Source organism: Candidatus Poribacteria bacterium (assembly GCA_026702755.1).
Classification (GTDB): domain Bacteria; phylum Poribacteria; class WGA-4E; order WGA-4E; family WGA-3G; genus WGA-3G.
Map to the genome: position 1 here is coordinate 1 of JAPPBX010000090.1, position 26,745 is coordinate 26,745.

Here is a 26,745-nt window from a genome sequence, read left to right on the forward strand (position 1 = left end):
ACGCCCGTCTACATCCCCAAGCTAAAGCATGGGGTTTTGACGGGTAGATTGATAATATCTAATTTTGAAATATATTGCAACCGTTTTAAAAGATCCCATTTATAAACAAAACAGCGCGCGTCAGGTCTCCTTCCTGAAAACCGGTGGCGTAGAGGACATTCGTTTCGTCAATATAGGTGTACCGATTCTTGCCGAAGAAATGTGTGATTTCAAAATTCAAGCGGAACGTCCGGCTTAAGTCATAATGTAAACCCGCGCCCCAATCGGAGAGATTCGCGTTGAAGTCAAAGAATCGGAGATTGAAAGGGTCGAGGGCATCGTTTATGAAATCGAGGCGGATGAGGCTGAAGTATGCAAATGCCCGCGCCTCGCGATAATTATAAAGGCGGTGATCGCGTATCCATGTAAAGTCAATCTGGATCCGGTCATCCCAAGAGTTTTCAGTTGCCCTGTCATCTTGATTGAATCGTCCGCGAAAGTCTTCAAAATCTCGGGCGCGATAATAACTCGTATCGGTCATCCGAACGTAAGTGAGTCGATTGGATAATGCGATGCGATACGCCTCATTGAAATCGTAAGAGAAGATTAAATTTGCGTATGCAGCATCTCGAATAATCTGTTCATCAAAATCGGATTTGGTATAGAGATCCGCGTCTAAATCATCCTGATTGTCAATTTCAACGTCGTGCAGATCGCGTGTGTAGCGAAGTTTAAGCTCCGTCTGGAACATCGAAGATATCAAGGATGTCGTCGGTGCGTACTTCCTAAACCGCAATTTTGCTGGGTTCAGATAATAAAGGTTTCCACTTCCGTCAATCCCTTTGAGTTGGAGAGCAACATCGGTTTCAACTTCTCGCCGAAACGGGATAAGCAATTTTTGTGTATACACACCCTCTGTCGTAAATCGTTGGATACGTCGTAACCGGTAGCGAAACAACTTTGCATCATTACCATAGTATCGTATCGGATCGTCAAGTCGCCTCGGAAGCGTAGAAACGAAATCCTTCAGGTACTTCGCCGTGTCAGCGACAAGGAGTGTTCCATCTGTCAATGCTGTTATTCGGAAAGGTGCTATAAATTTTCCAGATGCATCTCCGTATTCACCGAAAGCGTTTAAGAACTTTCCATCGGAACTATATTTCAACACCCGATGCCCCTTCTCATCAACAATATACAGATTTCCGACTTTATCCACCGTCATATCCGCCGGATGCATGAGGTGTCCCACCCCGGGTTGGGCGAGAGGGTATTGGGCAATCCGTTTGCCGTTCGCATCCAGTTTGACAACGGTTTTATTCGGGACATCGCTGTCGCAAACATAGAGATTGTCGTGAGCATCTATTGCTAACAAAAATGTCCGTTTCGTGTCGCCTTGTGGAATAATGAGCGCATAATTGCCATCGGCATCCAAGCCGGGTGCAGCGGTTTCAAGTGTTTTTATTCGCTGGCTCAAATCTTGAATCGGGTAACTTGCGACAAATACGCCGTGTGCGTCAAATTTATGGATACACGGACCGTAGTTAAAGATTTTGGGCCCCGATGTTGTTTGGAGGTTAGGGTCCGAAATCTGCACGAACATCCAATCCATTACATAGATACTGCTATCCATGCCGACAGCAATAGCGGTAGGATTAATGAACCGAAACTCACTTCCCTTCTCCATCTGGATGTCAAATACAAATCTCCCAATTTCATTGAACTTCTGAATTCGGAAGTTATCCGTATCCGTCACGTAGACGGCACCGTCAGGTCCAAATGCCATGAACAAGGTTTTCGCGAACTGTGCTTTGCTTTCCCCTTTTTCACCGAACTCGCCAACAAATTTGTATTCTTGTGCAGCAGGTACGTACACTGGAACAAGGAACAGCAGACAAAACGTTAGGTTTTTTAGGTTAAACATTTGCTGGTTTCTACGCGCCTTTGGCCTTTCTTATTTTTTTTCGACATGCGGTCTGTTCTGTAATCAGATATTTTAGTCCTCAGGAACATCCGGTTGTTTTTTCCGTATACCGTCCAAGACACCGTTGATGAATTTTGGCGAATCCGGGGTGCTGTAGGATTTGGCAATTTCAATAGCCTCGTTAATTGAGGTCGCCGCATCAATGTCACTGACATAGAGGATTTCATAGGTTGCACATCGTAGGATAGAAAGATCTACGACAGGCATTCGGTGGAGCTTCCAATTTTTGGATGTGTTTTGAAGTACTGTATCAATTGTTTCCAGATGGGCGGTGGTGCCCTCAACGAGTTGCGCTACAAATGGACGGAGGTCTACTGACGTGTCCTGGCTCTGCCAAAACCGCTCAATGACAATTGACACCGGTGCGTCGGTGAGTTGAATTTGATACAGCATTTGCATCGCAACGATGCGAGATTGTCTACGAGAAGACATTACGAGTCCTGACTTTTCAAATCTAAATTGTTAACGTGTGAAGGATTTCCACTATAGACGCTCCCTGTATTATACAAGATTTTAGAGCGGATGTCAAACAAAAATAATGGAAGAGACAGTCAGCCATCCGTGAGTAACCCCCTAAAGGAAAGCGTCTATCAATGGTAAATCGGAGCCAAGGAAAACCGAATAGTTCTTGAAAAATGTCGAAGTGGACAAAACTTCAAGTATAATCGCTGGTGAGATTTGAAAATCCACAAGAAAAAAGACGTTTTAATTGCAGATTTTACTGGTAAGTAAAAAAAAAGCAGATGCAATGTCTGAAATACTTGACAATTCTGTCAAAAACTTTTAAAATGCCACGTATTAGCCTTCAACGAAAGGAAAGGACTTGTGAATTCATACAAAAAAGACTATGGTACTGTTGCTGGACCACACCCTCGCACCGCACAGGCAGGGTTTGAAATGCTGCTTGCCGGTGGGAACGCCGTTGATGCCGCTGTGGCTGCTGCCTTTACGGAGGGTGTCGTGGAACCTTCGCATAACGGTATAGCGGGATACGGTGGTTGCGCGCTTATCTATCGCAGGAAAACGGAAGATGTCATCGCTATAGATTACAACACAGCAGCACCTGCTGCTGCCTCCGAAGATATGTTTACGATCGAAAATGCTCCCGATGTACCCGCAGGTTACCGAGTGCCGGGCCGCGTAAACGTTCACGGTCCATTATCTATCGGGGTGCCGGGCGTTGTTGCTGGCTTGTGTTTGGCATTAGAGGAGTTTGGGAGTCTGCCTCTCGCGGATGTACTCCGCCCTGCTATCAACTCTGCACGCCACGGCTATGCACCGAACAGTGCGAACCGCGGTGGGATAGCAGGGAATGCGGAACGATGGAAACAGGACTTCCCAGAAACGGCACGGGTTTTTCTCAAAAATGGGAAACCACCGCAGAAAGGGGAAAGACTCACCAATCCTGAACTTGCTCGAACTTTGGAGGCGGTCGCTGAAGGTGGATCTGCTGCGTTCTATGAAGGCGCAATTGCCGAAACAATCGCAAATCACATTCAGGAACTCGGCGGATGTTTAACCTCGGATGATCTGCAGAATTACCGTCCTTTTACCACACAACCTTACAAAATCGAGTATCGCGGCTACTCGGTCTATACAGCACCGCTCGGTGCCGGTGGACTGACGACCCTACAGATGCTCCGATTAATAGAGGAATTTGATCTGACGGCGATGTCCCTTCCTGAAAGGTTTCACCTCTTTGCTGAAGCGATGAAAGTTTGCTGGCCCGAAAGGCTCCGTCGATTCGGTGACCCGCGCGTCGTTGACATAGACATTGAAACAGAACTCTCGGATAGTCTCACGGCTACACTCAGCGCAAAACTGAAGGCGGGACTTGAATCCCCGCAACCCGGAGAAGTCGTCTATCATGAACCGATGAATTGCACAAGTCATATCTCCACGGCGGATGCACAAGGGAATATGGTATCGCTAACGCAAACGCACGGTGGCGGATTCGGTTCAATGGTGACGGTACCAGGAACAGGTTTGCTCTTCGGACACGGTGTTGGACGCTTTGACCCAAGACCTGGACTTGCGAACTCTGTCGGACCTGGAAAACGCCCGCTCCATAATATGGCTCCGTTTCTCGCCACGCGAGAGGGTATGCCTTTTGCTACCTACGGTATACCGGGTGGCAGGACCATTCCAAATAACCAGCTTAACATCAGCGTCAGTCTTTTTGACCTACAAGTGCCAATCCAAAAGGCATTAGACGCACCGAGACTTCATACCGATGGTGCTGAACCGATCCAGGTCGAACCACGTGCGGGTGAAGAAACGCTGAAAGCATTGCGGGACTTGGGGCACGAAATCACAGCAAGTGCGGGGATCGGTGGACCGGGACACGGTATTCGTCTCTGGGAAAATGGGACTTACCAAGATGGCGGCACGGATCCACGAGGCGAAGGAAAAGTGATGGCGAAATAATAGGAGATCTAACAATGGTTTTTCGCGAGGATGCCCTCGCAGGAGTGCATATCGTAATTTCGGGTGGGTGTGGTGCGATTGGGCTTGGAATCGTCAAAAAATTGATGGCACACGGGGCGGACGTAACGGTAAACGACATTCTGTCAAATCAACAGGCAACAGACCGGCTCGGTCAAAACGGCCTTGACATAGAGAAAATAAACTACGTTAAGGCAGATCTAACGGACACCGATGAAACCGACATGTTGGTAAATGGCGCACGCGAAAGGTTCGGACCTATCCATGTCGCGTTGTGTCATATCGGTATGGTAATTCCGAAACCCTTGTTGGAATACAGAGCAGAAGAGTGGGATGAGACAATGGCGGTCAATGCCCGAACGGCGTTTTTATTCGGCAGTGCTGCATCCCGTTCAATGCTTGAAGATGGTGTTAAAGGACAACTCATTTTTACGACATCTTGGGTTGCTGATGTGCCGTGGCCAGAGATTGGCCCCTATAACGCAAGCAAGGCTGCGATGAAACAGTTAATGCGCTCCTTTGCGCGTGAATTAGCAGACAAAGGCATTCGCGCAAATGCGGTCGCGCCGGGAATCGTCAGCGTTGGACTTGCAAAACAACAGTGGGATACGGATCCAATCTACCGCGCCCGGGCACAGAAAGCGATTCCACTCGGCGTTATGCAACCGCTTGATTCGGTGGCAAACGCCTTTCTATTTTTGTGTAGTCCTGCTGCAGATTATATGACTGGGACAACGCTGCTCGTAGATGGCGGCTGTAGCCTGTACCCAATGGATGACGCATAGGTATCATACAGGATAAGTAAAACAAATTTTTCGTGTGATTTAGCAAGTGGGCTTCGGTGCCAGATGGTTCTGGTTTATTCCGAAACCAAAGCCTGGGGCCGAACTCCTTCAGAAGTGATGGCACCAATCGGAAAATTTCAGGAGCGTTTTCTGATACGATTTCAATTTTGTGTTTTGTAAGAGACACGAAAAAATGGAGACATTATGTCACAATTTGTAAAAGCCGCGACAACCGACCAGATTCAGCCCGGTAAATGTCTCGGTGTGAAAGTTGAAGGCGTTTTCATCGGCATCTACAATGTAAAGGGTGAATACTACGCCATGAACAATATCTGCCCTCACCTCGGTGGTGTTTTGAGTTACGGCTTTTTAGACAATAACTGTGTTACCTGTCCACTTCACATGTGGGAATTCGACGTGACAACAGGTGAATGCGTGTGGCCAGGTGAAGAAAAATTACCCACCTATGCTGTTAAGGTAGAGGGTGAAGATATTCTCGTAGATGTCGAAACACCTCTCCAAGCGAGTTAGCACTATTTGGATAAGGGGCGCGGTCGTGCGATCGCGCCCATTGAAGAAAAGGAGAAAAATTATGGCGTATCTGCTCACCGGTGGCATGGGATGCATCGGTACTTATGTCATCCGCGACCTGTTGGCAGCCGGTGAAAAGGTAGTTGTTTACGATTTTGCTTACGACCTAACCATTCCAAAGATGGTCCTCACGGACGAACAGATTGAAGGGTTCACCTTTGTGCAGGGTGACATTACGGACCTACCGCACATCTTACGGACTATCCAAGAACACGAAATTGATCAAGTTATTCATCTCGCCTCATGGCAGGTACCGGCGTGCAATGCAAATCCACCGGAAGCGTTAAAGGTAGTCTGTGAAGGCACGATCAATATATTGGAAGCGGCGCGTATTTTCAAACTCAAACGTGTTGTTTGGGCAAGTAGCGTCGCTGTCTTCGGCGCACCAGAGGATTACAATCACGAACAAATCCTCAACGATGCCCCACACTATCCTAAGTTCATCTACGGTGCGTGTAAATCCCTCAATGAAAAATACGCGACGCACTATTTCGATGCTTATGGCGTTGATTCAATCGGACTTCGGTTTACTGCTGTCTATGGTGTCGGTAGAACGCGCGGAATGAGTTCGTTCACGACACAGATGATCGAGGCGGTGGCAATGGGTGAACCACATACGTGTCCATTTGGTGATGATGCAGTGGATTGGCAGTATGTGGAGGATGTCTCCCGTTCAATCGTCATGGCATGCACCTGCCCGACAACACAGACACGCGTTTTCAACGTAAAGGGTGGCATCCGACCGGTCAAAGAAGGGGTGGCATATCTCAAAACGCTGGTCCCAGATGCTGAAATTACGTTAGAACCCGGTGTGTTCGGCATCTCATGGGATTATGACGCAACACCTATTGCTGAAGAAGTGGGATTTGTTCCGGCTTACACTATGGAACAGGGGATTCTGAAAACGTTGAACCGTTTTAGAGAGCGGGCAGGATTAGCACAGATATGATTGTAGGGCGGAACATGTCCGCCCATTAAGCAATGAAAAATGCTTGTGCTGTCTGATTCTCAAACTAATAATACTTTTTCATCTGTGCCCAAGTGACAGCCAATTTTCCTCGAGCATCAACAGATAGAACCCGTTCCCAAGGAATATTATTCCCCTTGGAATCCGCTTGGTGTATATCATCAAAGTTCGGATGTCCCCATCCGCCGCTGTTGTTATCAATAACAACGATTTGAGCCGTCTTACCTTTAAATTCAGAGACATCCCATTCTTTCCGAGTCATTGTTTCGGTAGCATTCCCAGTTGCGGTCAGTACAACCTTGCCTTTAATTTCAAGATTAACACAACATGGAGCAGGGGCTTTATCCCAAGGATGGTTTCCACCACCAATAAGGAAATTCATCGTTTCGCCTATAATGGTGAACTCAATTGAGGTCAGGGTGCCCTGAGGTCCATCGCCTTGCGTTTGACCTGGATTCTGTCCGAGTTTCTTCCCTTTATCCGGTCCCTGGAACTTTTCATACAAACCTAACCACCAATCTCCCTGATGTTGAGAGGGTTGCCCACGGTTTCGTGCCGTTGGATTATCTCCCCAAGTGGGTTGGAAATCGAATGCCTCTCCTTCTTTCTCCCAATCGGTGAGGTCTCCTGTCTCAAAATCGTTGTTAAACGCTCGTGCCGAGGCGATGTCAATAGGCAGAGCGAACAGTATCAGGAAGATGGACGGAACCATGAATAAGAAACATATTTTTTTCATAAGATGTGTCTCCTTCTGTTTCTGAAAAATTGTATGCTTCAGGCTATTCGCGCTCACCTGTGAACATACGTTTGAAAGTCGAACAACATCATCGTTTTTCATGATACACTATTATGCAAACAAGGTCAAGAAGATTGCGAGTTTAGGCATCACGAAAAGATGTCCCACAGAATCCCAAAAATTCCTCCTAAAATCGAAACAACCCCAACAATCAGGGTACACTTTCCAACGAACTCTTCCATTGAAGTAGCAGCCAATTTCCTAATGACGAGACGTGCCCAAGTTGTTAATGCACAACCGTTCAAAAGAAATTCCATTGCCTGTTCCCAGTCTGCGATTTCGCGAGTTACACCGAAAACGAGGGCATCCCTTATTGCAAGGGCATCAGAAGTGAGCGAATACCCAGCCGCAGCAGCGACGAGAATTGCGCTAATAGACAAAGAACGGGTTACAGGAGATATGTTCAGGACAATGTAAACCCATATTAAAATTGCCAGATTCTCGAAAGCCGAAGGTAACCACTGGACCCACTCCCATTGACTCACATCTGGAAAATTGGGGAACTGACGTTCTAATAGGTTAGCCAGCCCCACCCCTCCAATACCACACCCTAAAACAAACATAACATAGCAACCAAAAAATACAGAACGAGGCACACGCGGAATACCGAGCACCATTAAACCTGAAAAAGCCACGGCAACACCAGTGCAAATCAATAAGAAAGCACTGTCGCTATCCGATGGAATTGCCATAGTCCCGAAAATCAATGGATTCAGGACTATTGTTTTCCATGTTATTTTCGATACTTTTTCTATCTTATCAAACATTGCGTTTCTTTTACCGAAAAGTTACTGCATCAATTAGTCATGGTTATTGACATCTTTTTTAAATCTGCAGCGTACAGTGTTTCAAGTCTTATGCGGAAAACACACCTGAATATCTAAAACAGATTAGTACTTTGTCTCGCGAAAATTAACCCGACAACGCAGACGATCGCCGTTAAGGTCCGCTTTTCACTTTTTATAGCGCGTGCGAAACAAAAATCGTGTGGAGACGCATCTGGATAGGAATGAAACTGAGGGATCAAGCGAGGCACACGTTCCTGATATGTTTGATAGATGGGTCCACAAGACTCCAGCAAATATGCCTCTTCGACAGCAATAATCGGGAGATATTGGAAGAAATAACCAACAATCAGCACGGCAACAAGCCAATAGACATTCGCGACGAGACAGACACCGAGGCTGAGCAGGAAGTTACCGAGATAAAGGGGGTTACGGACGTATGAATATGGACCCGTTGTGACGAGGTCGCGGGCAGCACCGAGGGTTCTGGCACGGGTGGATGCACCCGCATATCCGACTGCCCATATCCGAAGAAATTCACCTGCAGCAATAAAAAGCAAGCCAGTTGCGACCGTGTACCACACCGGAGCTGCGAAATAGAGCAGGGCAAAAATAAAGGGAATAGGCGTAAAACTGCGGATTTTGAAGAAAAAGTTGCCGATTTTTCTAATTTTCCTTGTTCCCACATCTTATTTCGGTGTGCGCCAGATCATGATACCGCCGACGACAGCATATAGGATGTTTGGTCCCCAACTGGCAAGAAAGGGGTGGAGTTTGCCCCCCTCACTTAATCCTTGGAGCGTTGCGAAGGAAAGTGCCCAATAGATAAAAGAGAGGAAAAAAGCAATCACTAAGCCTGCAAAAAAACCCGATCTACCAAGGCGAATGGCAATGGGCGCGCCAAGCATAACAACGACAACAGCGGCGAACGGATATGCTGTGTTGTGATACAACTTAACCTGTTCCTTGCGTGAAATCTGACCGGCTTCTTGTTTGTAGGAGATCTGCTCACGAAGTTCCTTGATAGTCATCGCCCTGGGATCCTTTTCACTTCCGACAAAACGGGCAGGATCCTCGTAGCGTTCAATAGCATGCGTTTCAAAATCCTCATAACCGACCTCAATGCCTTTCTCAAAATGCCGGATGTAGCCATTGGCGAGTTTCCATTGTGTAGGTGTCCATGTTGCCGATTTTGCGAATGTTATGCGAGCGAGTTCCTCTTCTGCGTTATACTCATAGATAGTGAGCTGCTGGATTTCACGATCATCTAAGTTAATCCGCTGCGAATAAAAGAGGCGGTTGTTTTTACCTTTGAAAACAATGTTCCTACCGTAACGCGGTCTTACTTTATTTTGCAAGAGCTGCGCTTCATGAAAAGCGGGTGCTGCAACGCGATTGTAAAAGACAGCAAAGAGTCCACAGATAAGAAGTGTCACAATTAAGACGGGTGCGAGGAGCCGGTAAACGCTCATACCGCCCGCCTTCATCGCATCGAATTCGTTGCTTTGGATCATCCTACCGAGCACAAAAAAAACAGCCACAAACGCTGCAACAGGCACGACTTCCATAATCCGGCGCGGTGCTTGAAAAAGAACAATTTTAACAGCGGTCATGTAAGCGACATCATCATCAAACTTCTTGATGTCCTTATCCAATAAACGCACGACAATCAGTAAGGCTATAAAGAACAGAAGTCCAACAAGAAAAGCTTTGAGGTATTCACGAAGCAGATACCGATCTAAAATATTCAAGGTGTGTCCTAAAATAAAATATCTTCGATTTTACAGGGTTGAAAATTGCGTTTGTACACGACGGGAGGTCTCGTTTACGATTCGGCTTTCCTATTAACAACAATGGGTAACTTTCTATCGCGATCGCGCCAAGTGCGCAGTTTCCCTTCGCCCATCACACGGATGCTTAGCGCAATACCGAACACACCGATAACGATATTTGGAAGCCACATAGCAAGGACAGGAGACAGTATACCATTCAAACCTGTGCTTTGACCGACCTGAAGCAACAAATAATAAACCAAAATCACAACTAAACCGATGCCAAATCCAATCATTTTTCCACTCTGTTTCACCATCAATCCGAGAGGTATCCCCATTAATCCAAATGCCAGACATGCGAAGGGAATAGAGAATTTTTTATGATACTCAACCTGTGCAAAACGGAGTTTCTTAAGGGTAAATTCGGGATTTTTGCTCGTTTGTAGCGCACCTTCTAACGTATCGACGAATGCCCCAAGTTGAGCGATACGCATTGATCGTGGTGTTTGGTTCTGAAATGTGCCGCGTTCGAGATCTTCAGTCAACTGAAGAGCGAGGTTCTGCTGCTGGAATTTTGTTACGCGATATCCGTCTGAATTATCGGTTGTGGGTTCGTAAGTGCGTCCATCATAAAGCGTAAGCATTGCCCTACCATTTTCAAAACCGAGGGTGGCTTCTTGTGCATGGCTGAACCGAGGGCGCCCGCCCCAAATACCATCCCATATTTTGACGTTCTGCATGCGTCCACTCTTTCGATCTGTGGATTCGTACATCCACAGCTTGCCTTCTGTTTCCAACTCTTTCATGACAGTGGCTTCTTCTAAAACGAAGGCTGGATTGTGCCTTTGGATATCGCGTTTGAGCGCAGCGTAAGCAAGGTTTGCCTGTGGTAGGGCATAGTCCATCAATACAAGATCAACGATGCTCAATAGCCCAACAACGACTAAAAAGGGTAGCATGAGATGATGGAAAGCGACACCGTGCGCTTTCATGGCGATGATTTCATTATTGGTAGACAATCTTCCAAGTGCGAGCAAAATCGCGACCAAAGCCGCCATCGGAAGAGAGAGTACAATCGTCGCTGGCATCACATAGATGAGCAATTCAACGAGGTAAAGCGGACTTATCCCCTTCTTGACAAAAAGATTCGTCAATCGGAAAAGATCATCAAAGATGAGGATAAAGGTAAAACAGATAAGTGCTATTATGAAAGGTGGAAAAAATTCTTTAAGTATATACCGTGCTAATATTCTCATGGCCTTGGTGCAGCTGTCAACATTCCGTGGCAGGTATGCCAGTCAATAGGTTTCAAAAAATTATTGATTTACTATAAGCCGATATTGCTCTCTTATTCTATGAGTTGACTTTTATCGGAAAAATCTTCATTTAATTTGAAATTTCGTTACAGAGATGTTATTATATCTATATGGAACTTACGTTGGAATCCATTCAACTCACAACCGACGATCTGACTGATGTAGCAGCACGCCATGCTTCTGCCCAAGAACTTTATTCTCCAACAGCCCCGAAGCCGCCTACAGCGCACTTGGGTTGGCGCGACAGATGGTGGTTGAATAACACAGCAGCGCAGCAGGTTGCCATTAACTACTGGTTCTTCGAGTCACACGATGAGGCATGCACGGCGGCTGATGAAGGCAGATTTCGGCTTTCAGCACAGACTGTGATGAAATTGGGTGGACGCGATTCTATCTATCAACCTCCGCCGAACAACAAACACGGACTGGGTAACGTTGTGTGGCAGGCTGGAGCGAATTTCCTGTTCGTCCACCAGACTGTCGTTGTGCTGGTCGCGGAAGTCGGAGGGCGGGTTCCCGAGGAAACAACCCTCCGTATTGCGAAAAAAATCTTTAAGAAGATTGAAAATGCCGCGCCATGAAAACGACGTTAACCCAACGAGTGTTAATACTGCCTAATAATCTTGGTACCACGTTGCGGACTGCTTGGCAACCTGAACGTTTTGGACACCACCGAACTGGCGATGTTTAAACCACGGCAACGCATTCTCCGCTGCGGCGTTTGCGTTCTCGAAATTTGTCGTCGCCTCATTTTCAAGGAACTGTGTGACCGCACCGGTATCAGGATAGTATTGAACAGCATCTTTCCAGATTGCCCTTCCGCAGAGGAAACCGCTTGCCCCAGCCCCAGCTGCGAGGTTGACGTTTTCGATAAACTCTTCAATATCCACGCCAGCACTCAAAATGACCCAGGGTAGTGTTGAGGTTTCATCCAATTTCTGGCAGACTTCCTTCACTTCAGCGAGTTCGTACGCCGAATCTCCCGCATAAAAATTAGCATCCTGATAATCTGCTGTGTATTTCAGATCGGCAGGAAATTCTAATTTCAGGATGTCAACCTTGTAACTCGGATCTGTGAATTCAGCGACGCTCCTAATCACAAGATCGGGTTTCTGTTTTGCGAAGGCGACGCTTTTCGTAGTGCCTTCAAGGGCGTAACTGACTAATTCTAACAAAAAGGGCAAATCCTGTTTTTCACACTCATCTCCGACGTGGCGCACAAAGGCTTGTTGGTGCTTGAGGGTTTCCGAAGAGGCATCAGGATGGTAATAAGCAAGGAGTTTAATCGCATCTGCTCCGGCGCGCTGTGCTTTAGCAATGCTCCAGTTTGCGATCGGATTAGAGAGGCGTTCGTTTTCGCCAACGCCTTCACTGACATAACCCGATTCTTCATAAGCCAGCAGCAATGCGACATCCCGCGGTATCTCGGTGATAGAGTAGGGGTGTCCGTAGATAGGATCGGTAAGAACCGCGGTGGCGTTCGGGGAAAGGACGCGGGTTATCAAAGTTTTGAGTGCTGCGACATCGTCGTAGTGAACATCACCTTTGTCCTTATCCAGTGCATCTGCAAGGGCTTGTACCATAGAACCGCGCTGGTCAATCGCCATCATTTTAAACCGACCATTCGCATCGGCGAGTTTCATGATACCCCGCAATTTTCCAGAGGAAATATCGTTCATTAATTAACTTCTCCTTTTTCAATAGTCATCAGTTTGCTTCGCAGTGAGAATTCGGTTTTTCTGCGAAAAACCTTTCAGTTTTCAGTTAAGAGATAATGTGTAGTAGTGACAACGTATCTGCCCGCCACAAGAACGTGACTGAAAACTGACAACCGAAAACCGATGACCATTTAGTATTCACGTTCAACGAAAAAACGAATTAAAGAGAAAAATAGCTGCTTCGCCCGTCCATCAGGGAGATGGGCAAAATTGTTTTTAAAACGTCCAGCGGCTTCCTGTAAGAGTGCTTGAGACCGCTGTTGTGCGTAGGTAATTGATTTATATTTCTGCATGAGGTGGAGGACACTTTCGACTTCTGCCTCGGTTTTCTCATCACGCGGACGCGCCATGATGTCAATTATATGCTGAGCCTCAGCAGCACTACAGGCATTGATAAGATGAATGAGAACAAGGGTCCGTTTGCCTTCACTAATGTCCCCAGCAATCTCTTTTCCGTATCTGCCAACATCGCCGATGAGGTTAAGGACATCGTCCTGAATTTGAAAAGCGACTCCGATCTCTTTGCCGAGTTCTACGAGTCCATCTATTTCCGTCTCATTTGCGCCACCGATGATTGCCCCAACCCTGCACGGCGTGATACAGGTATACCACGCAGTTTTCTGGACACACATCGTCAGGTAGTCATCCTCATCAAGATTCCAGCGGTTATCGTTCACCCAACTTAACTCAATATGTTGTCCCTCAACGACCTGGTTACTGAGTTGTATGAATTCAGATAAAATGCGAAAGGCGAGTTGATGTCCGAGAATGTCAGTGTTCCGATGGAGCATCTCCCACATCTTACAATGAAGGGCATCGCCGACGTTGATCGCCATCGGGATACCGTGCTTTTGATGGAGACACGGTTCACCCCTGCGGAGTTCGGAACCATCTTCAATATCATCGTGGATCAGGAGCCAATTCTGGAGGAGTTCAAGTGAAGCGGCGGTGTTAACGGCGCGCTGGGTATCCCCACCGAACGCCTCACACATGAGCATGCAGAGAGCAGGACGCAACCCTTTTGCGGCGCGGCGTGGGTAATCTAACATCATCTGGTACAACTGATGTACATCCGGGTGCTCGTGGTCGGTCGGTAAGAACTCGAAAATACAGGCATCAACTTTATTTTTAACATCGCTGAGGTATTCTGTAACAAGGTGCTTCGTGGGTGAGGGTTCTTGTTCAGTCTTCTGCATCGCTTTCCTTACGTTTTGCGCCGTTTTTTGCTTCACTCAGCCCTGTCATAGTTTCATCGGATTCCTAAGCACGGACATCAGGCTTCATCAAGCGTTGACTTCCAAATTTTGCTTTAAAATTATACCATATAATGGGGTGAAAATCAAATTTTTGTTGAATAGGATTCGATCCCATTACGCCTCGCAAGAAGTAAACAATTGAAAACCACAGTAGAGATTACCGACTGCTCATACTTTACAATTCATCCAAATCGAGTGCGACGAAACGGAACCCAAATGGTTTTATCCGCTCCACTAAGGTTTCCCGCAATTGAAGGGCACGTTCAAATTGGGCATCCGAGACCTGTATACGTAGAACAGGCGCATGGTCAAAGAGTGAAACGTCTTCCAGTTTGAATTCGTGTAGGATCTGCTCAACTTCCACCAATGCTGCGGAACTTTCGGCTTGCGCCATGTCGGCATCTTTTTCCATCTTAGGACTGTCGCCTCCAGTCACTACCTGCCATGAACCCGCCATCAACGAAGACCATTTGTCCAGTAACAAAGTCGGAGGCATTAGACGCAAAAAAGATTGTCAAGCCAGCCAAGTCTTCAGGCTCACCCCATCGATCTGCCGGAGTGCGATTGAGAATCCACCGGTTTCGATTGTCCTCGCGTGCGGGGGCAGTCATCTCGGTTCGGATGAAACCGGGTGCGATACCGTTGACCTGAATGTTGTGTTCCGCCCACTCTACCGCAAGCAGTTTTGTCAATTGGAGGAGTCCGCCCTTCGCTGCTGTATAGGCGACACTCGTCGGCAGCCCAATCGCTGAGGTAAGCGATAACGTGTTGATGACCTTCCCCGATTTTTGCCGCTGCATTACATTCCCGCAGGCTTTCGCGAGAAAGAACGCACCTTTCAGATTAACATCTGTAACGAAATCCCAATCCGCCTCAGTGAATTCGAGCGCAGGGTTACGTATATTGACACCGGCGTTGTTGACGAGCACATCAAGTCTACCGAAAGTTTCCACTGTCTGGGCAACGAGGGCATCAATTTCGTTAAGGTTGCTGACATCTGCCTGAATTGGGAGGACGTTTCTGCCAGTCTCACCAGCAATCTGTTCAGCGATGGGGGTTAGTGTCTCTATTTTCCTACCCACGATGACGAGTTCAGAACCTGCACCTGCAAGCCCTTCCGCCATCGCAAGCCCAATGCCACGACTTGCCCCGGTGACGAGGCTCACCTTGCCTTCCAACTGAAATTGTTGGACAGTGGCTATAGCGGATTTTTGATTCATATTTCACTCCGATTAATCAGGTTTATTCCGCCCAATCTTATTTGTTGTCTGTGGCGCGTGCCATATCGGGTTTGATACCCTTTGGTGGTGCAATCCGGGTATCCACACCGACACGCGCTGAATGAAAATCTGTGTTCTCTATGGGTTCAATTGAAAGCCGATATCCAAGCGCGGCAAGAATAGTTAGGAACATATCAACGCGCGGTGCCGCCTCACCCGAAAGTGCGTCCAAGAGCGTTTGTGGATCCATTCCGGTTTGCTTGGTAAGTTCCGGGATTCCTCCTTGTGCGTCTATAACTGCCTGGAGCGCGCTCATCAACGCGGCAGAGTCCCCGTATATTTGATAATCCGCTAATACTGCTTGAAGAAATCCAATTGCAGCCTCGTGGTCGGCGGTAAGGTCTTCAATGAGAACATCGCGCCATTTTCTTAGTTTTCTCACGTGTGTGCCTCGTTGTACTTCGGCTAATCTACTCCGGTAAACCTTCGGACTCCGCATATTGACGCAATAGGTCTGTATTAACCACCTTTATTTTTCCGTTGTGCTCTTCAATGAGAGAAACAAGCAGCTGCGCACCCGGGGAACGTTTCAAGTCAATCTCAAGTGCGACGACATAAATAGCGGCATTATTCCGGTTATGCTCGCGCATAGCATCAAGAATCTTCTCCGTGTTTGTTTCAATTGAAGATCCCTTGACTGTGGTGGGAAGCCCATCCGTCACTAAAACAATCACAGAAGAATCAAGCGCGAGTGCCGCTTGAAGTGCCGCAAGAATATTTGTTCCAACATTTCCGTGAATGCGCTCAGGCCTAAATTTATCAAGGTATTTCAAGGTGCGTTTCATATTCTCGGCGTTCGCCGGTAGCATCTCTTTGTGCATAGCTTGCGCCTGTGTAGAAAAGGCTACTACGTTTAACGTATCGTGGCTGCCAAGCATTAGCACGGAGTCCTTAATAGAGTTAACAGCCAATTCGAGTTTGTTAAGTCCTGCAGCCTGCATACTTGCGGAAATATCAAGACAGTAAACGACATCTTTGGGGCCTCCAAATTCATCAAGGAAATCAATGATGCCGAGTCGATCTGCGATACCGCTACTTCCACCACCGCCGAGGAGTCCATCGCCACCACCCTGTCCATCACCACGGAATCTGCCCATTCCATCTCCGCGTGCCCGGACTCTGCCGGTAACGAGGCCGCGTCCATCGGTGCGTCCGGGTTGTGCGATTAATCTACTGAGGTTCGAGGCTTCGGCTTCGCGCAATTTTGCATCCGTCATAACATCGGGAACGAACTCACTCAAGGGTGCTTTGTTAACTTCCACATCTTCAATCACAACACGTGGACTGAATTTAACAACTTCATCTACTTTGTTCCGAGCGGTTTCAATCTTCTTATCCATCGCATCTCTGGCGAGCTGCTGATTGGGATCATACATTTTTTTCGTGAGGGGTGGTTTCGGCTTCGGTTTCCGCTTTCTGGGAGCCTCTGCGTCGTTAATCAAGTCAACAGCAAGTGCGTCTGCCTGTTCTTGATTGAGCTGATTTATCGGGAGAAAAAGGTAAGTAATAGCAAAAATCATGTGTAAGATAAGGGATAACAGGATAACTGAGCGCGTGCGGTTTCTACGTCGTTTTGCATCAACACCCCAATTCAGCAGATGATTTAACATGATAAAGCCCTCCGAGTTTCGTTTCTCTTTTTAGCCGTCCGTTTTGAAATTATAGATTTATTTACAAGTAATAAGTTTTGTAATTTTGAATGCCTACGCTTCTGACGCAGCTTGTTGATTTTCAAAAGCCTGAATCCACGTTTTGCCTTCAGGTGTCAGTTCATAATAGGTATGGTTGCGATGTTTGATCCATTTGCCCTTGACGATATTCTTGCGATAGTGGATAATCCGTCCTTCAACGCGCTTCAAACCACCGAGGTCCCGTAATTTGCGATGTCGCTGGTGCATCTCCTCCAACGGAATCCTTAAAGTTTCAGCCACAACAATAGAGTAGTCCATTCCCAATTCTTGATGGTGTTTCAGTATAAAGTAATCGGTTTCATCAAGCTCAGCAAATTCGGGTGGGAGTGCGTCTGAATCCGCTGACATCTCGGTTTTTTGAATCTCATCCCACGTTACATTCAGTAATCGTTCTGTTCGGAAACCTTGTACTGCGTTACACGTAGCATCATGGACAGTAATGGTGCCGTCCTCTTTGAAATAACCGGTAATTGCATCGTCCTCTTGTGGTGCGCAACACTTCGCAATTTTGTACGTTAATGCATCTACCATCTCTTTGCCCCATTACAACACCATATATGAACCTAAGTTGCATTTTTTTATTTACATAGCACCACTATGCAGTACAACGAGAGTTATATCAACGTCTCAATCCCGTTCCAATGCGCGGTATCCGATGTCGTTCCGAAAATGTGCATCGGCAAATTGAATGGCAGAAACACCTTGATACGCCCGTTGAATAGCATCGTGCAATCCGCCTGCGACGGCAGTCACACCTAATACTCTACCACCATCTGTTACGATGTTTTCACCATCCCGTCCGGTCCCAGCATGAAAGACGTTCACACCCTCAATCGCATCGGCATTTTCAAGCCCTTTAATAACCACTCCTGTTTGGTACGGATCAGGATACCCACCGGAAGCCATAACGACACACGCTGCAGCTTCGTCATGCCATTGCACGTCAGCGGCGTGCTGTTCAAGTGTTTCATCAATACATGCGATTAGCAAAGGGGCTAAGTCACTCTTGAGGCGAGGAAAGAGAACTTGTGCCTCTGGGTCTCCAAAGCGACAGTTGAATTCCACCACTTTCGGACCGGCATCGGTAATCATCAATCCGACATACAACACCCCTTTGAAGGGTCTTCCGATATCCGCCATGCCGTTGACAGTCGGATAAACAATGCGCTGCATCACATCGTCGTGCAGTTCCGGCGTGATAACAGGTGCTGGTGAGTATGCTCCCATGCCCCCGGTGTTCTTACCAGTATCACCATCGTGGGACATCTTGTGGTCCTGCGAACTGACAAGCGGGAGACAGTAGGTCCCATCGGTAAGCACTGTGAAGGAGGCTTCCTCGCCGATGAGTTCTTCCTCAATCACGACACTATCCCCTGCGTCACCAAATGCTTTGTCCACCAAAATAGTTGTGACAGCTTGCAACGCCTCTTTGAAGGTACGTCCGGGGATAACGCCCTTTCCTGCAGCGAGTCCATTTGCCTTGACGAAAACAGGTGCATTGTAATCCTCAATATAGGCCATCGCTTCTTCGGTATCTGTAAACGTACGGTGTGCAGCTGTCGGTATGTCATTTTTCACCATCAGCTGTTTGGCGAAATCCTTGCTTGCTTCAAGGCGTGCTGCACGCTTATCCGGTCCAAACGCTTTAAGTCCACGTTCGCGGAACGTATCAACGATCCCTTCAGCCAATGGAGCCTCGGGTCCAACAACAGTCAGCGCGATATTTTCGGATCCTGCCCATTCTGCCAATTCGGTGAACCGATCCGGCATTGGGATAGATTCCGCGATTTGAGCGATGCCGGGATTACCGGGCGCGCAATAGATTTTTTCAACGAGTGGGCTTTGGGCAAGTTTCCAGACGAGGGCGTGTTCACGCCCACCCTGCCCGATAACCAGAATTTTCATTCGCATATCCTTTTTGATTGTATTGTATCATAAAATGTTCGGAAAATCAAAGGTTTTAAGTTAGGTGGAAAAATAACTACAGATGTGTTATACTTGATGCATCCATTTTAAACTGTTGGTTATGGAGAAACAAGAAATCAGCAATGCGCAACACACGGGCACGAGAAATAGAAACTTACCGAATGCAAAACGGGCGTGAACCTTTCACGGAATGGTTTAACGCAATTCAAGATACAAGAACACAAACCAGAATTAGAGGACGACTTGACCGGCTTGAAAAAGGGAATTTTGGTGATTGCGAATCTGTTGGTGGTGGTGTGTTTGAGTTACGTCTCCACTTTGGAGCAGGCTACCGTATCTACTTTGGTGAAATGGATAGAACAATCGTCCTTTTGCTCTGTGGTGGAGATAAGTCAACGCAAACACGGGACATCCAACGTGCAAAGACCTATTGGTTGGAACATAAGGAGGAACGAGGATGAGAAAGTATCGAAAATGGAGAGATATTGTAGTAGAGCAACTTGCTGCCAATTGGGATGAAGCACTTGACTATATCCAATTCGCAATTGAAGAATACCAAGTTGATGGTGATACCGCTGTACTTCTGTTATCACTCGAAACGTTTATAGCATCGCAAGGTGGAATTGAGGAAGTAGCCAAACGAACTGCCATAGCACCAGAAACACTGTTGAAAATCCTTTCAAGCAACGAGGGCCCTTATCTTGACACCTTTACAACTATTCTCAATGCGCTTGGATGCAAACTCACAATTGAATCCCTAAAAGATGACAGCGAGTAAAATCAGAACACTCAATTTGGTGGCTTCAAGTTTCGGATCCGAGCTTCCGCAATTATTAACTTTTTTACTGCACGACCGTCAGTTAATCGGTACTTTACCGCCCAACCTTGGAGAAACCCCGGACCTTATATTCGGTGTGATTGCATTTGTGATCTCTGTTCTCTCTGGGGCAGTGTTATTGGTTGTTGCTTACTTCATAGCAGAAGAGATCAATGTATTGGCAAATATAGCGGAGAGTCTCAACAATATAGAGACGAAGTTAGTGGATGAGGAACCCGCTTCAGATAGTTGACATACTCCCCTCGCTAAGGCGTGGGATTCCGACAGTAAATTGATAATGGAGGAATAAATAATGGCAGAACAACATCACGAACTCGCCCACGTCTTTACTGATGCTTCACAAGGCGTTAGCGACGCACGCGGTGGCACGCCACGCGACCTTAACACCGCCTACACCTTTCCGGGTTATACCAAAACGGAATGGACAGAAAAAGCTGCAGCCTTACGTCAACAGATTCGTGTTGCCAACGGTTTAGTGCCAACACACGAATCAACACCACTGAATGCCGAGATCTTCGGAAGAATTGAGCGAGAAGATTACAGCGTTGAAAAGGTCTATTTTGAGCCTCTGCCCGGATTCTTTACAACTGGAAACTTATATCGTCCGTTAGGGAAACAAGGTCCGTTCCCCGGGATCGTGAGTCCGCATGGACATTGGGGGCGCGGGAGACTTGAAAATATTGAACGCGGTTCAATCCCCGGTCGCTGCATCAACTTCGCCAAGCAAGGTTACGTCATCTTTGCCTATGATATGCTCGGTTACAACGACAGCGGTAAACAGATAGAACACGGCTATGGTGGTGCACACGAAGGACTGTGGGGACTTAGTGCGATGGGGCTTCAACTCCAGAACAGTATCAGTTCCATCGACTTTTTAGAGAGCCTACCGGATGTGGACAATGAACGCATCGGATGTACCGGAGCGTCGGGCGGCGGAACACAAACATTTATATTGACTGCTGTTGATGAACGCATTAAGGTCTCAGCACCTGTCAACATGATTTCAGCGACGATGCAAGGCGGCTGTATCTGTGAGAACGCCCCAAACCTCCGTTTAGACGTAAGCAATATCGAAATTGGCGCGTTGATGGCACCACGCCCGCTCTTACTCGTTTCTGCGACAGGCGATTGGACAGTGAAGACACCAACAGTTGAATACCCTGCTATCCGAAGCATCTACGCCCACTTCGATGCAGAAGACAGGGTGCATCAGGTGCAGGTGGACGCAGAGCATAACTACAACAAAGAGAGCCGCGAGGCGGTCTATGCTTGGTTTGCAAAATGGTTTTTGGGAGCAGAGGACACTTCGGCGTTTAAAGAGGTTGAATTTCAGGTTGAGCCAGACGAGGATCTGTTAGTCTTCTCGGAACGCGAGGTGCCAGGGCATGCGATGAAACAGGAAGAGTTTCTACCCGCTTGGGTCAACCGTTCTCAACAAGAGATCGAAAAACGGAAACCGACGAACGAAGCGGAACTCCAGACATTCAACCAAGAGATGGGCAGTGGGTTGCAATATGCCCTCGGGTTACACATTCCCAAAAGGACAGACGTAACGCTTGTCGAACCGGAAGGCGCATTTCCGACGACCTACCATACGAATTTGTCTGCGAAACATCTTGTCATCAGTAGAAGGGATGTTGGGGACGCTATTCCTGCTGTTCTATTTAGTCCGGAACCGCAGGTAGGGCACGACCCGGTAACACTCATCGTTCATCCGGGAGGTAAGGAAAATTTAATCAACTCGGAGACAGGCGAACCCTCCTCACTCATCACCGCCTTACTTGGTGCTGATCAGAAGGTTCTCATCATTGATGTGTTTGGCACAGGTGAACACGGTAACTACGAGAGATCAGAAGATACCAACTACTTCACCACTTACAACCGCACAACCGCAGCCTTACGCGTGCAAGACATCGTAACGACGCTGCGCGGTTTTACAGGTAGAGGCGATGTGTCAGAGGTGAACTTGATTGGGATCGGTGAAGCGGGTTTATGGAGCCTACTGGCGGCGGGATTTACAGAAGTCAAAAATGTTGTTGTGGATGCCGCAGAATTTGGTAACAGCAGCGACGATGCGTTTTTAGAGACCTTACCGATACCGAGTATCCGCCGCACAGGAGATTTTCGGACAGCTGGAACACTCGTCGCACCTCGTCGATTGATTATCCATAACACCGGTGATACGTTTGATACGGAATGGATTGCTGAGGTTTATGGAAATATCGGGGCAAGTCAGCACCTACTTGTCGAAAAAGAAGGGTTGTCTGATGAAGAGATAGCGGCACAGGTAACGACAGCATAATAAGGTAAAACCGAAAAATATATGAATTCCTCTGGTAGGTGGGATTTCAAACCGCATCTACAGCGGTGAAAAAAATTGGGCGGACACTAAGGTCCGCCCTTTTTTCATTTATAGACGCGATTACAATCGCGGAAGATTACAAAACCCTCTATGAGAGGTTGTATCCACGTTCGTTGTGCTGTGATAGGTCGAGACCTTGGCGTTCGTCATCCTCTTCAACGCGTAAGCCGATTGTGGCATCCACAATTTTGAGGATAATAAACGAAAGCACACCACTCCAAACAATCGTAACAGCGATACTAAGGAACTGCGCCCAGACCTGCATTCCAATGTTAGCCTTCGCCAATCCAGCACCACCTAAACTCTCTGCAGCAAAGATGCCAGTCAACAAAGCACCGACAATTCCACCGATGCCGTGAACACCGAACGCATCAAGAGAATCGTCATAACCGAGCTGAGATTTCAGACTGGTAGCACCCCAGAAACAGACAACACCAGAGACAAGCCCGATGACGAGGGCACCGATTGGACCAGCTGTGCCAGAAGCAGGTGTAATAGCAACCAAACCAGCAACAGCACCTGTTACAATGCCTAAGACACTCGGTTTGCCATGTTTCGCCCACTCAACAAACATCCACGCAATAGCAGCAGTAGCCGTTGAAATCTGAGTGACAAGCATCGCCATGCCCGCAGTGCCATCAGCAGCAAGTTCACTACCGGCATTGAAACCGAACCAGCCGACCCAAAGCATTGACGCACCAATGACAGTTATTGTCAAACTGTGCGGTGGCATTGCCGTTGTCTGGTAGCCAAGCCGTTTACCGACCAAGATGGCAGCAACTAAGGCAGCGACCCCTGCGTTAATATGTACAACGGTTCCGCCCGCAAAATCGAGAGCACCGATAATATCACCAAACAGTGAACCGTCGCCAGACCACGCCATGTGGCAGAGAGGTGCGTACACGATTATCGACCACAGGACAGAGAAAACTAACATCGCCGAGAATTTCATCCGTTCAGCGAATGCCCCAGCGATCAGCGCGGGTGTAATAATCGCAAATGTCAACTGGAAGGTAAGAAAAACTGTTTCGGGAATAGTCCCCGAGACAGTATCTACACCAATACCGCGTAGGAACATTGTGCCAAGACCACCGACAAAAGACGTGACGGTGATTTTCCCTGCCTCCATGCCAGCGGTGTTAAAGGCGAGGCTGTAGCCACAGACAACCCATACAATAGTAATCAACCCTGTCAATGCAAAACATTGCATAAGCACAGAGAGAACATTTTGGACGCGCACGAGTCCGCCATAGAAGAGGGCAAGCCCAGGAATCGTCATAAACAGCACGAGGGCGGTTGCGGTAAGCATCCAAGCGGTATCGCCGGAATCAGCCGTTGCGGTCTCTTGTGCAATCGCCAAACCCGGCACACCACACATTAATAAAATAACAATTAGCGTTCCAATTCGTGTATAACCAGATCGCTTTTTTGTAGACTGTGATGCACATCGTTGTTGCATCGGAATCCTCCATAATATTTACAAGCAAATACTGCTTGTTCTGTTGTTTCCGTGAAGGCAGACAACTTCGTCCACCTCTCCAATTCCAATTTTGTAGGGACAAACTACTTTCGTCCTACCGATTATTTCCTGAAAAGAGAGCCTAATTCTGAGAAGCATTGATTCAGAATTTTAGCAGAATACTATAACAGTATCAAGTTTAAAACGATAGTAAGATACAGATAGCGAAAAAAGGGAACGCCCACAGCCGTGAAGTAAACTCAGGGATATAAGTGAAACTTCGTGCGGGCGGTCCCTATTCGGTTTTTAGTCTCGATTCAGTTTGAATCAAAGACTACATGGAACAACTTTAACGTATTGCGGAGACATTAAAGTCAGGATAGGCATTTGCACCGTGTTCTTCGTAATCAAGTCCTGCCTGTTCTTCCTCTTCCGTAACCCGCAAACCTGTAGCGGCTTTGATTCCGTAGAAGAGAATAAAGCCAGTAACGAGGCACCATGCGAAAACAGCAAGAACACCGATGACCTGTGCCCCGAGAAGTGCGAATCCACCACCGGCGAAAACGCCACTTGAGCTGTCGAAAAATCCGACGAGGATTGTGCCTAAGGCACCACAGGTACCATGTACGGAAATAGCACCAACTGGGTCATCAATGCGGAGTTTCTCAAACAACAGAACACTCAGAACAACAACAATACCACCGAGTGCACCAATAATCGCAGCGGATTCTGGCGTGACAGACGCACAACCTGCAGTGATGGCGACTAATCCGCCGAGTGCGCCGTTGAGTGCCATGCCTGCATCGGGTTTGCCGAGGATAAGCCATGCGGTAATCATTGCGAGAATCGCACCAGTGGCGGCTGCGAGGTTGGTCGTTATAGCGATACTGGAAATCGCTGCTGCATCCGCGCCCATTTGGCTACCGGGGTTAAATCCGAACCAACCGAGCCACAAAATAAAGACCCCAAGTGCAGCAAGCGGAAGATTGTGTCCCGCAATCGGTCTGGGGTTTCCATCTCCATCGTATTTACCAATACGAGGTCCTAAAACAATAGCACCTGTTAATGCGAGCCAACCGCCTGTGGAATGGACGACTGTTGAACCGGCAAAATCCGACATACCTACATCTGCCAACCAACCACCGCCCCAAACCCAGTGTCCAACAACCGGATAGATAATACCTGTAATGAAGACACTGTAAATCAGATAACTTTTGAACTGTGTACGCTCCGCCATTGCACCGGAAACAATCGTCGCGGCAGTCGCAGCAAACACAAGTTGGAAGAGCCATGCTGCATAAGTCGGGACAGAACTCCACTCCAATGCGCTAAACACACTCGCATCAGTCGCTGCGCCTTCTGCGAGGGATTCAGAAGGAACGAACCAACCACTTGTTCCCATGAATGCATTACCGGCACCAAACATAATAGCAAAACCAATTGCCCAGTAAGCGACTGAACCCATTGAGAAGTCCATAAGGTTCTTCATGAGAATGTTGACGGCGTTCTTAGCACGCGTGAACCCAGACTCCACCATAGCGAATCCTGCCTGCATAAAGAAAACAAGAAATGCAGCGACAAGCACCCACAATGTGTCTCCCATATACTTGGAAGTTTCAACCTTTTCGAGCTTGCCATCGGTATCTACCAATCCATTTAGCGCGAAAGCATTCAAACTCAGCAAGCAGGTGAGCACAAAAACTGTTATGATAACCTTTCTTTTCATTTGGGATATCTCCTTGTAGAACAGCAGTCAGTTATCAGTTTGCCTCGCAGTGAGAGTCGTCAGTGAAGAGAGATTGATACATCAAACATCTCTTGTTACCAATAACTTGTAACTAACAACTGATAGTTCTCATCTTTACCAAGTGCGGACGAAAGTCATTCTGCCAGTAAGTCCTGTTTCATCGTCCCCTTTTTGGGTCTCAAAACCGACAAAAACACCCAGTGTGTTATTTTCGCCATAGCCGACATTGGCACGGAGACCAGGTGCCAGACTGCTAAGCCCCGTCTCGTCTTCTGGGTCGAGCGTTGCGAGGGTTAGTCCTACTTCTACTTGCGGACCAATAGCAACAGTGTCGTTGAGTGAATAGAGGATAAAGTTACGAGTGTAAATTGAATCATCATCGTAATCAAAGGGTGTGTTAAAGAACCCTTGTATCCATGACTCAAAATAGATGGAACCTGCCGTGAGATAAGTAAATAATTGTGGGGCAATAAGAGAAGAAGGTCCATTCGCCGATTCATAGTCAAATCCAATACCTACCATAGGGAGGAAACTGAGGGACAGCGAATCGCTATCAACGACCGGAATGCCGAGTCCGATATCTAACTCACCGAACGTCCCAACAACGTAAATGTCGGTATCCAATGAGAGACCTCCGAGGAAACTTGGGGAATGGCTGGCACCGACCCAGATCTGCGTTCCTAAACTATCCGTATCGGTACGGAACCAACCGGAAGCACCTGATGACTCTTCCTCTGCCATCTCTTCACCTGCTTCATGAGCGTCCGCGTAGACCATGGGGACACTACCAACTGCAAAAATACAAACCAACATTAACAATCGAACCAACCAAAATTTATGCGTTTTCATTATTTTACCTCTTGGAGTTTTACTCCAATTTTTCTGTTTCAAAATCAGATGTGGGATCATTCCCCTGCTAATATGCGCGTCCAAAACGCGCCTACATGGTTATAACAAATTTAAGCAACGTACAATTATGGTGCAATCATGCCTGTCTGCGACTTTTACGGAGAAAGAGAGCACTTGACTTTGGCACAAACCTGTGATATAG

At 47.4% G+C, this 26,745-nt stretch carries 27 protein-coding genes; 9 read left to right on the forward strand and 18 right to left on the reverse strand.

The features are described from left to right. Positions 1-85 precede the first annotated feature (85 nt). Positions 86-1,900: an NHL repeat-containing protein gene (locus OXH39_17035; protein ID MCY3552170.1), complete on the reverse strand. Its 1,815-nt coding sequence runs from the start codon at positions 1,898-1,900 to the stop codon at positions 86-88. Positions 1,901-1,972: 72 nt separating this feature from the next. Next, a complete protein-coding gene (gene nusB, locus OXH39_17040; GenBank protein ID MCY3552171.1) occupies positions 1,973-2,392 on the reverse strand; it encodes a transcription antitermination factor NusB in 420 nt (139 codons plus the stop codon). Positions 2,393-2,785: 393 nt separating this feature from the next. Between nusB and ggt the strand changes: the two genes are divergently transcribed. The 4 genes from ggt (at position 2,786) to OXH39_17060 (ending at position 6,730) form a co-directional block, all read left to right on the forward strand. Then, positions 2,786-4,387: a gamma-glutamyltransferase gene (ggt, locus tag OXH39_17045; protein ID MCY3552172.1), complete on the forward strand. Its 1,602-nt coding sequence runs from the start codon at positions 2,786-2,788 to the stop codon at positions 4,385-4,387. Positions 4,388-4,401: 14 nt separating this feature from the next. Next, a complete protein-coding gene (locus tag OXH39_17050) occupies positions 4,402-5,190 on the forward strand; it encodes an SDR family NAD(P)-dependent oxidoreductase (GenBank protein MCY3552173.1) in 789 nt (262 codons plus the stop codon). A gap of 204 nt (positions 5,191-5,394) precedes the next feature. Beyond that, complete coding sequence (locus tag OXH39_17055) at positions 5,395-5,721, forward strand: Rieske (2Fe-2S) protein (GenBank protein ID MCY3552174.1); 327 nt, start codon at positions 5,395-5,397, stop codon at positions 5,719-5,721. Positions 5,722-5,782: 61 nt separating this feature from the next. Beyond that, positions 5,783-6,730, forward strand: coding sequence for an NAD(P)-dependent oxidoreductase (locus tag OXH39_17060; protein ID MCY3552175.1), 948 nt, complete (start codon positions 5,783-5,785; stop codon positions 6,728-6,730). Between the two features lie 64 nt (positions 6,731-6,794). On the opposite strand, the gene OXH39_17065 is transcribed toward OXH39_17060, so the two are convergent. The 5 genes from OXH39_17065 to OXH39_17085 all read right to left on the reverse strand — a co-directional run bounded on the left by OXH39_17065 (position 6,795) and on the right by OXH39_17085 (position 11,357). Further along, positions 6,795-7,484, reverse strand: a complete 690-nt coding sequence (locus OXH39_17065) for a hypothetical protein (GenBank protein MCY3552176.1) — start codon at positions 7,482-7,484, stop codon at positions 6,795-6,797. Between the two features lie 149 nt (positions 7,485-7,633). Next, complete coding sequence (locus OXH39_17070; protein MCY3552177.1) at positions 7,634-8,311, reverse strand: hypothetical protein; 678 nt, start codon at positions 8,309-8,311, stop codon at positions 7,634-7,636. A 113-nt stretch (positions 8,312-8,424) separates the two neighbouring features. Beyond that, a complete protein-coding gene (locus OXH39_17075; protein MCY3552178.1) occupies positions 8,425-9,015 on the reverse strand; it encodes an isoprenylcysteine carboxylmethyltransferase family protein in 591 nt (196 codons plus the stop codon). Between the two features lie 3 nt (positions 9,016-9,018). Beyond that, the gene (locus tag OXH39_17080; GenBank protein MCY3552179.1) at positions 9,019-10,080 is read right to left on the reverse strand and encodes an LptF/LptG family permease; all 1,062 of its coding nucleotides are present in this window, start codon (positions 10,078-10,080) and stop codon (positions 9,019-9,021) included. Between the two features lie 74 nt (positions 10,081-10,154). Further along, entirely contained in the window at positions 10,155-11,357 is a 1,203-nt protein-coding gene (locus OXH39_17085; GenBank protein ID MCY3552180.1) for an LptF/LptG family permease, read from the reverse strand. Between the two features lie 170 nt (positions 11,358-11,527). Here OXH39_17085 and OXH39_17090 point away from each other — a divergent pair, with 170 nt between their 5' ends. Next, a complete protein-coding gene (locus OXH39_17090; protein MCY3552181.1) occupies positions 11,528-11,998 on the forward strand; it encodes a hypothetical protein in 471 nt (156 codons plus the stop codon). A gap of 33 nt (positions 11,999-12,031) precedes the next feature. On the opposite strand, the gene OXH39_17095 is transcribed toward OXH39_17090, so the two are convergent. From OXH39_17095 to purD, 8 genes are all read right to left on the reverse strand, one after another. Next, positions 12,032-13,096: a tagatose 1,6-diphosphate aldolase gene (locus tag OXH39_17095; protein MCY3552182.1), complete on the reverse strand. Its 1,065-nt coding sequence runs from the start codon at positions 13,094-13,096 to the stop codon at positions 12,032-12,034. Positions 13,097-13,266: 170 nt separating this feature from the next. After that, positions 13,267-14,331: a polyprenyl synthetase family protein gene (locus OXH39_17100; GenBank protein ID MCY3552183.1), complete on the reverse strand. Its 1,065-nt coding sequence runs from the start codon at positions 14,329-14,331 to the stop codon at positions 13,267-13,269. 235 nt (positions 14,332-14,566) lie between these two features. Beyond that, the gene (locus OXH39_17105; protein ID MCY3552184.1) at positions 14,567-14,803 is read right to left on the reverse strand and encodes a hypothetical protein; all 237 of its coding nucleotides are present in this window, start codon (positions 14,801-14,803) and stop codon (positions 14,567-14,569) included. Position 14,804: 1 nt separating this feature from the next. Then, positions 14,805-15,611, reverse strand: a complete 807-nt coding sequence (locus OXH39_17110; GenBank protein MCY3552185.1) for a glucose 1-dehydrogenase — start codon at positions 15,609-15,611, stop codon at positions 14,805-14,807. A 37-nt stretch (positions 15,612-15,648) separates the two neighbouring features. Further along, positions 15,649-16,053 carry a hypothetical protein gene (locus OXH39_17115; protein MCY3552186.1) on the reverse strand — a complete coding sequence of 135 codons (405 nt, stop codon included), beginning with the start codon at positions 16,051-16,053 and terminating at the stop codon, positions 15,649-15,651. 28 nt (positions 16,054-16,081) lie between these two features. Further along, the gene (locus tag OXH39_17120; GenBank protein ID MCY3552187.1) at positions 16,082-17,281 is read right to left on the reverse strand and encodes a VWA domain-containing protein; all 1,200 of its coding nucleotides are present in this window, start codon (positions 17,279-17,281) and stop codon (positions 16,082-16,084) included. 93 nt (positions 17,282-17,374) lie between these two features. After that, a complete protein-coding gene (locus tag OXH39_17125; protein ID MCY3552188.1) occupies positions 17,375-17,893 on the reverse strand; it encodes a DUF2250 domain-containing protein in 519 nt (172 codons plus the stop codon). Between the two features lie 96 nt (positions 17,894-17,989). Then, a complete protein-coding gene (purD, locus tag OXH39_17130) occupies positions 17,990-19,267 on the reverse strand; it encodes a phosphoribosylamine--glycine ligase (protein ID MCY3552189.1) in 1,278 nt (425 codons plus the stop codon). A gap of 182 nt (positions 19,268-19,449) precedes the next feature. Between purD and OXH39_17135 the strand changes: the two genes are divergently transcribed. From OXH39_17135 to OXH39_17150, 4 genes are read left to right on the forward strand one after another with little or no spacing between them, the layout of a single operon-like run. Further along, the gene (locus OXH39_17135; protein ID MCY3552190.1) at positions 19,450-19,749 is read left to right on the forward strand and encodes a type II toxin-antitoxin system RelE/ParE family toxin; all 300 of its coding nucleotides are present in this window, start codon (positions 19,450-19,452) and stop codon (positions 19,747-19,749) included. Then, on the forward strand, positions 19,746-20,066 hold the full coding sequence (locus OXH39_17140) for a hypothetical protein (protein MCY3552191.1): 321 nt from the start codon (positions 19,746-19,748) through the stop codon (positions 20,064-20,066). The genes OXH39_17135 and OXH39_17140 overlap by 4 nt, the downstream gene beginning before the upstream one ends. Then, positions 20,053-20,358: a hypothetical protein gene (locus OXH39_17145; GenBank protein ID MCY3552192.1), complete on the forward strand. Its 306-nt coding sequence runs from the start codon at positions 20,053-20,055 to the stop codon at positions 20,356-20,358. The genes OXH39_17140 and OXH39_17145 overlap by 14 nt, the downstream gene beginning before the upstream one ends. Positions 20,359-20,418: 60 nt before the next feature. Continuing rightward, the gene (locus OXH39_17150; GenBank protein ID MCY3552193.1) at positions 20,419-22,428 is read left to right on the forward strand and encodes an acetylxylan esterase; all 2,010 of its coding nucleotides are present in this window, start codon (positions 20,419-20,421) and stop codon (positions 22,426-22,428) included. 148 nt (positions 22,429-22,576) lie between these two features. Here the strand turns inward: OXH39_17150 and OXH39_17155 are convergent, their stop codons facing one another. The 3 genes from OXH39_17155 to OXH39_17165 form a co-directional block, all read right to left on the reverse strand. Further along, positions 22,577-23,866, reverse strand: a complete 1,290-nt coding sequence (locus OXH39_17155) for an ammonium transporter (GenBank protein ID MCY3552194.1) — start codon at positions 23,864-23,866, stop codon at positions 22,577-22,579. Between the two features lie 430 nt (positions 23,867-24,296). Further along, on the reverse strand, positions 24,297-25,673 hold the full coding sequence (locus OXH39_17160) for an ammonium transporter (protein MCY3552195.1): 1,377 nt from the start codon (positions 25,671-25,673) through the stop codon (positions 24,297-24,299). A 135-nt stretch (positions 25,674-25,808) separates the two neighbouring features. Beyond that, on the reverse strand, positions 25,809-26,543 hold the full coding sequence (locus OXH39_17165) for a hypothetical protein (protein MCY3552196.1): 735 nt from the start codon (positions 26,541-26,543) through the stop codon (positions 25,809-25,811). Between the last annotated feature and the right edge of the window lie 202 nt (positions 26,544-26,745).

What these genes read in the sequence shown, in the direction of transcription:
- OXH39_17035 (MCY3552170.1), bottom strand. Translation starts at nt 1,900, where the DNA reads ATGTTTAACCTAAAAAACCTAACGTTTTGTCTGCTGTTCCTTGTTCCA.
- nusB (MCY3552171.1), bottom strand. Translation starts at nt 2,392, where the DNA reads ATGTCTTCTCGTAGACAATCTCGCATCGTTGCGATGCAAATGCTGTAT.
- OXH39_17050 (MCY3552173.1), top strand. Translation starts at nt 4,402, where the DNA reads ATGGTTTTTCGCGAGGATGCCCTCGCAGGAGTGCATATCGTAATTTCG.
- OXH39_17055 (MCY3552174.1), top strand. Translation starts at nt 5,395, where the DNA reads ATGTCACAATTTGTAAAAGCCGCGACAACCGACCAGATTCAGCCCGGT.
- OXH39_17060 (MCY3552175.1), top strand. Translation starts at nt 5,783, where the DNA reads ATGGCGTATCTGCTCACCGGTGGCATGGGATGCATCGGTACTTATGTC.
- OXH39_17065 (MCY3552176.1), bottom strand. Translation starts at nt 7,484, where the DNA reads ATGAAAAAAATATGTTTCTTATTCATGGTTCCGTCCATCTTCCTGATA.
- OXH39_17070 (MCY3552177.1), bottom strand. Translation starts at nt 8,311, where the DNA reads ATGTTTGATAAGATAGAAAAAGTATCGAAAATAACATGGAAAACAATA.
- OXH39_17085 (MCY3552180.1), bottom strand. Translation starts at nt 11,357, where the DNA reads ATGAGAATATTAGCACGGTATATACTTAAAGAATTTTTTCCACCTTTC.
- OXH39_17090 (MCY3552181.1), top strand. Translation starts at nt 11,528, where the DNA reads ATGGAACTTACGTTGGAATCCATTCAACTCACAACCGACGATCTGACT.
- OXH39_17095 (MCY3552182.1), bottom strand. Translation starts at nt 13,096, where the DNA reads ATGAACGATATTTCCTCTGGAAAATTGCGGGGTATCATGAAACTCGCC.
- OXH39_17100 (MCY3552183.1), bottom strand. Translation starts at nt 14,331, where the DNA reads ATGCAGAAGACTGAACAAGAACCCTCACCCACGAAGCACCTTGTTACA.
- OXH39_17105 (MCY3552184.1), bottom strand. Translation starts at nt 14,803, where the DNA reads ATGGAAAAAGATGCCGACATGGCGCAAGCCGAAAGTTCCGCAGCATTG.
- OXH39_17110 (MCY3552185.1), bottom strand. Translation starts at nt 15,611, where the DNA reads ATGAATCAAAAATCCGCTATAGCCACTGTCCAACAATTTCAGTTGGAA.
- OXH39_17120 (MCY3552187.1), bottom strand. Translation starts at nt 17,281, where the DNA reads ATGTTAAATCATCTGCTGAATTGGGGTGTTGATGCAAAACGACGTAGA.
- OXH39_17125 (MCY3552188.1), bottom strand. Translation starts at nt 17,893, where the DNA reads ATGGTAGATGCATTAACGTACAAAATTGCGAAGTGTTGCGCACCACAA.
- purD (MCY3552189.1), bottom strand. Translation starts at nt 19,267, where the DNA reads ATGAAAATTCTGGTTATCGGGCAGGGTGGGCGTGAACACGCCCTCGTC.
- OXH39_17135 (MCY3552190.1), top strand. Translation starts at nt 19,450, where the DNA reads ATGCAAAACGGGCGTGAACCTTTCACGGAATGGTTTAACGCAATTCAA.
- OXH39_17140 (MCY3552191.1), top strand. Translation starts at nt 19,746, where the DNA reads ATGAGAAAGTATCGAAAATGGAGAGATATTGTAGTAGAGCAACTTGCT.
- OXH39_17145 (MCY3552192.1), top strand. Translation starts at nt 20,053, where the DNA reads ATGACAGCGAGTAAAATCAGAACACTCAATTTGGTGGCTTCAAGTTTC.
- OXH39_17150 (MCY3552193.1), top strand. Translation starts at nt 20,419, where the DNA reads ATGGCAGAACAACATCACGAACTCGCCCACGTCTTTACTGATGCTTCA.
- OXH39_17155 (MCY3552194.1), bottom strand. Translation starts at nt 23,866, where the DNA reads ATGTGTGGTGTGCCGGGTTTGGCGATTGCACAAGAGACCGCAACGGCT.
- OXH39_17160 (MCY3552195.1), bottom strand. Translation starts at nt 25,673, where the DNA reads ATGAAAAGAAAGGTTATCATAACAGTTTTTGTGCTCACCTGCTTGCTG.
- OXH39_17165 (MCY3552196.1), bottom strand. Translation starts at nt 26,543, where the DNA reads ATGAAAACGCATAAATTTTGGTTGGTTCGATTGTTAATGTTGGTTTGT.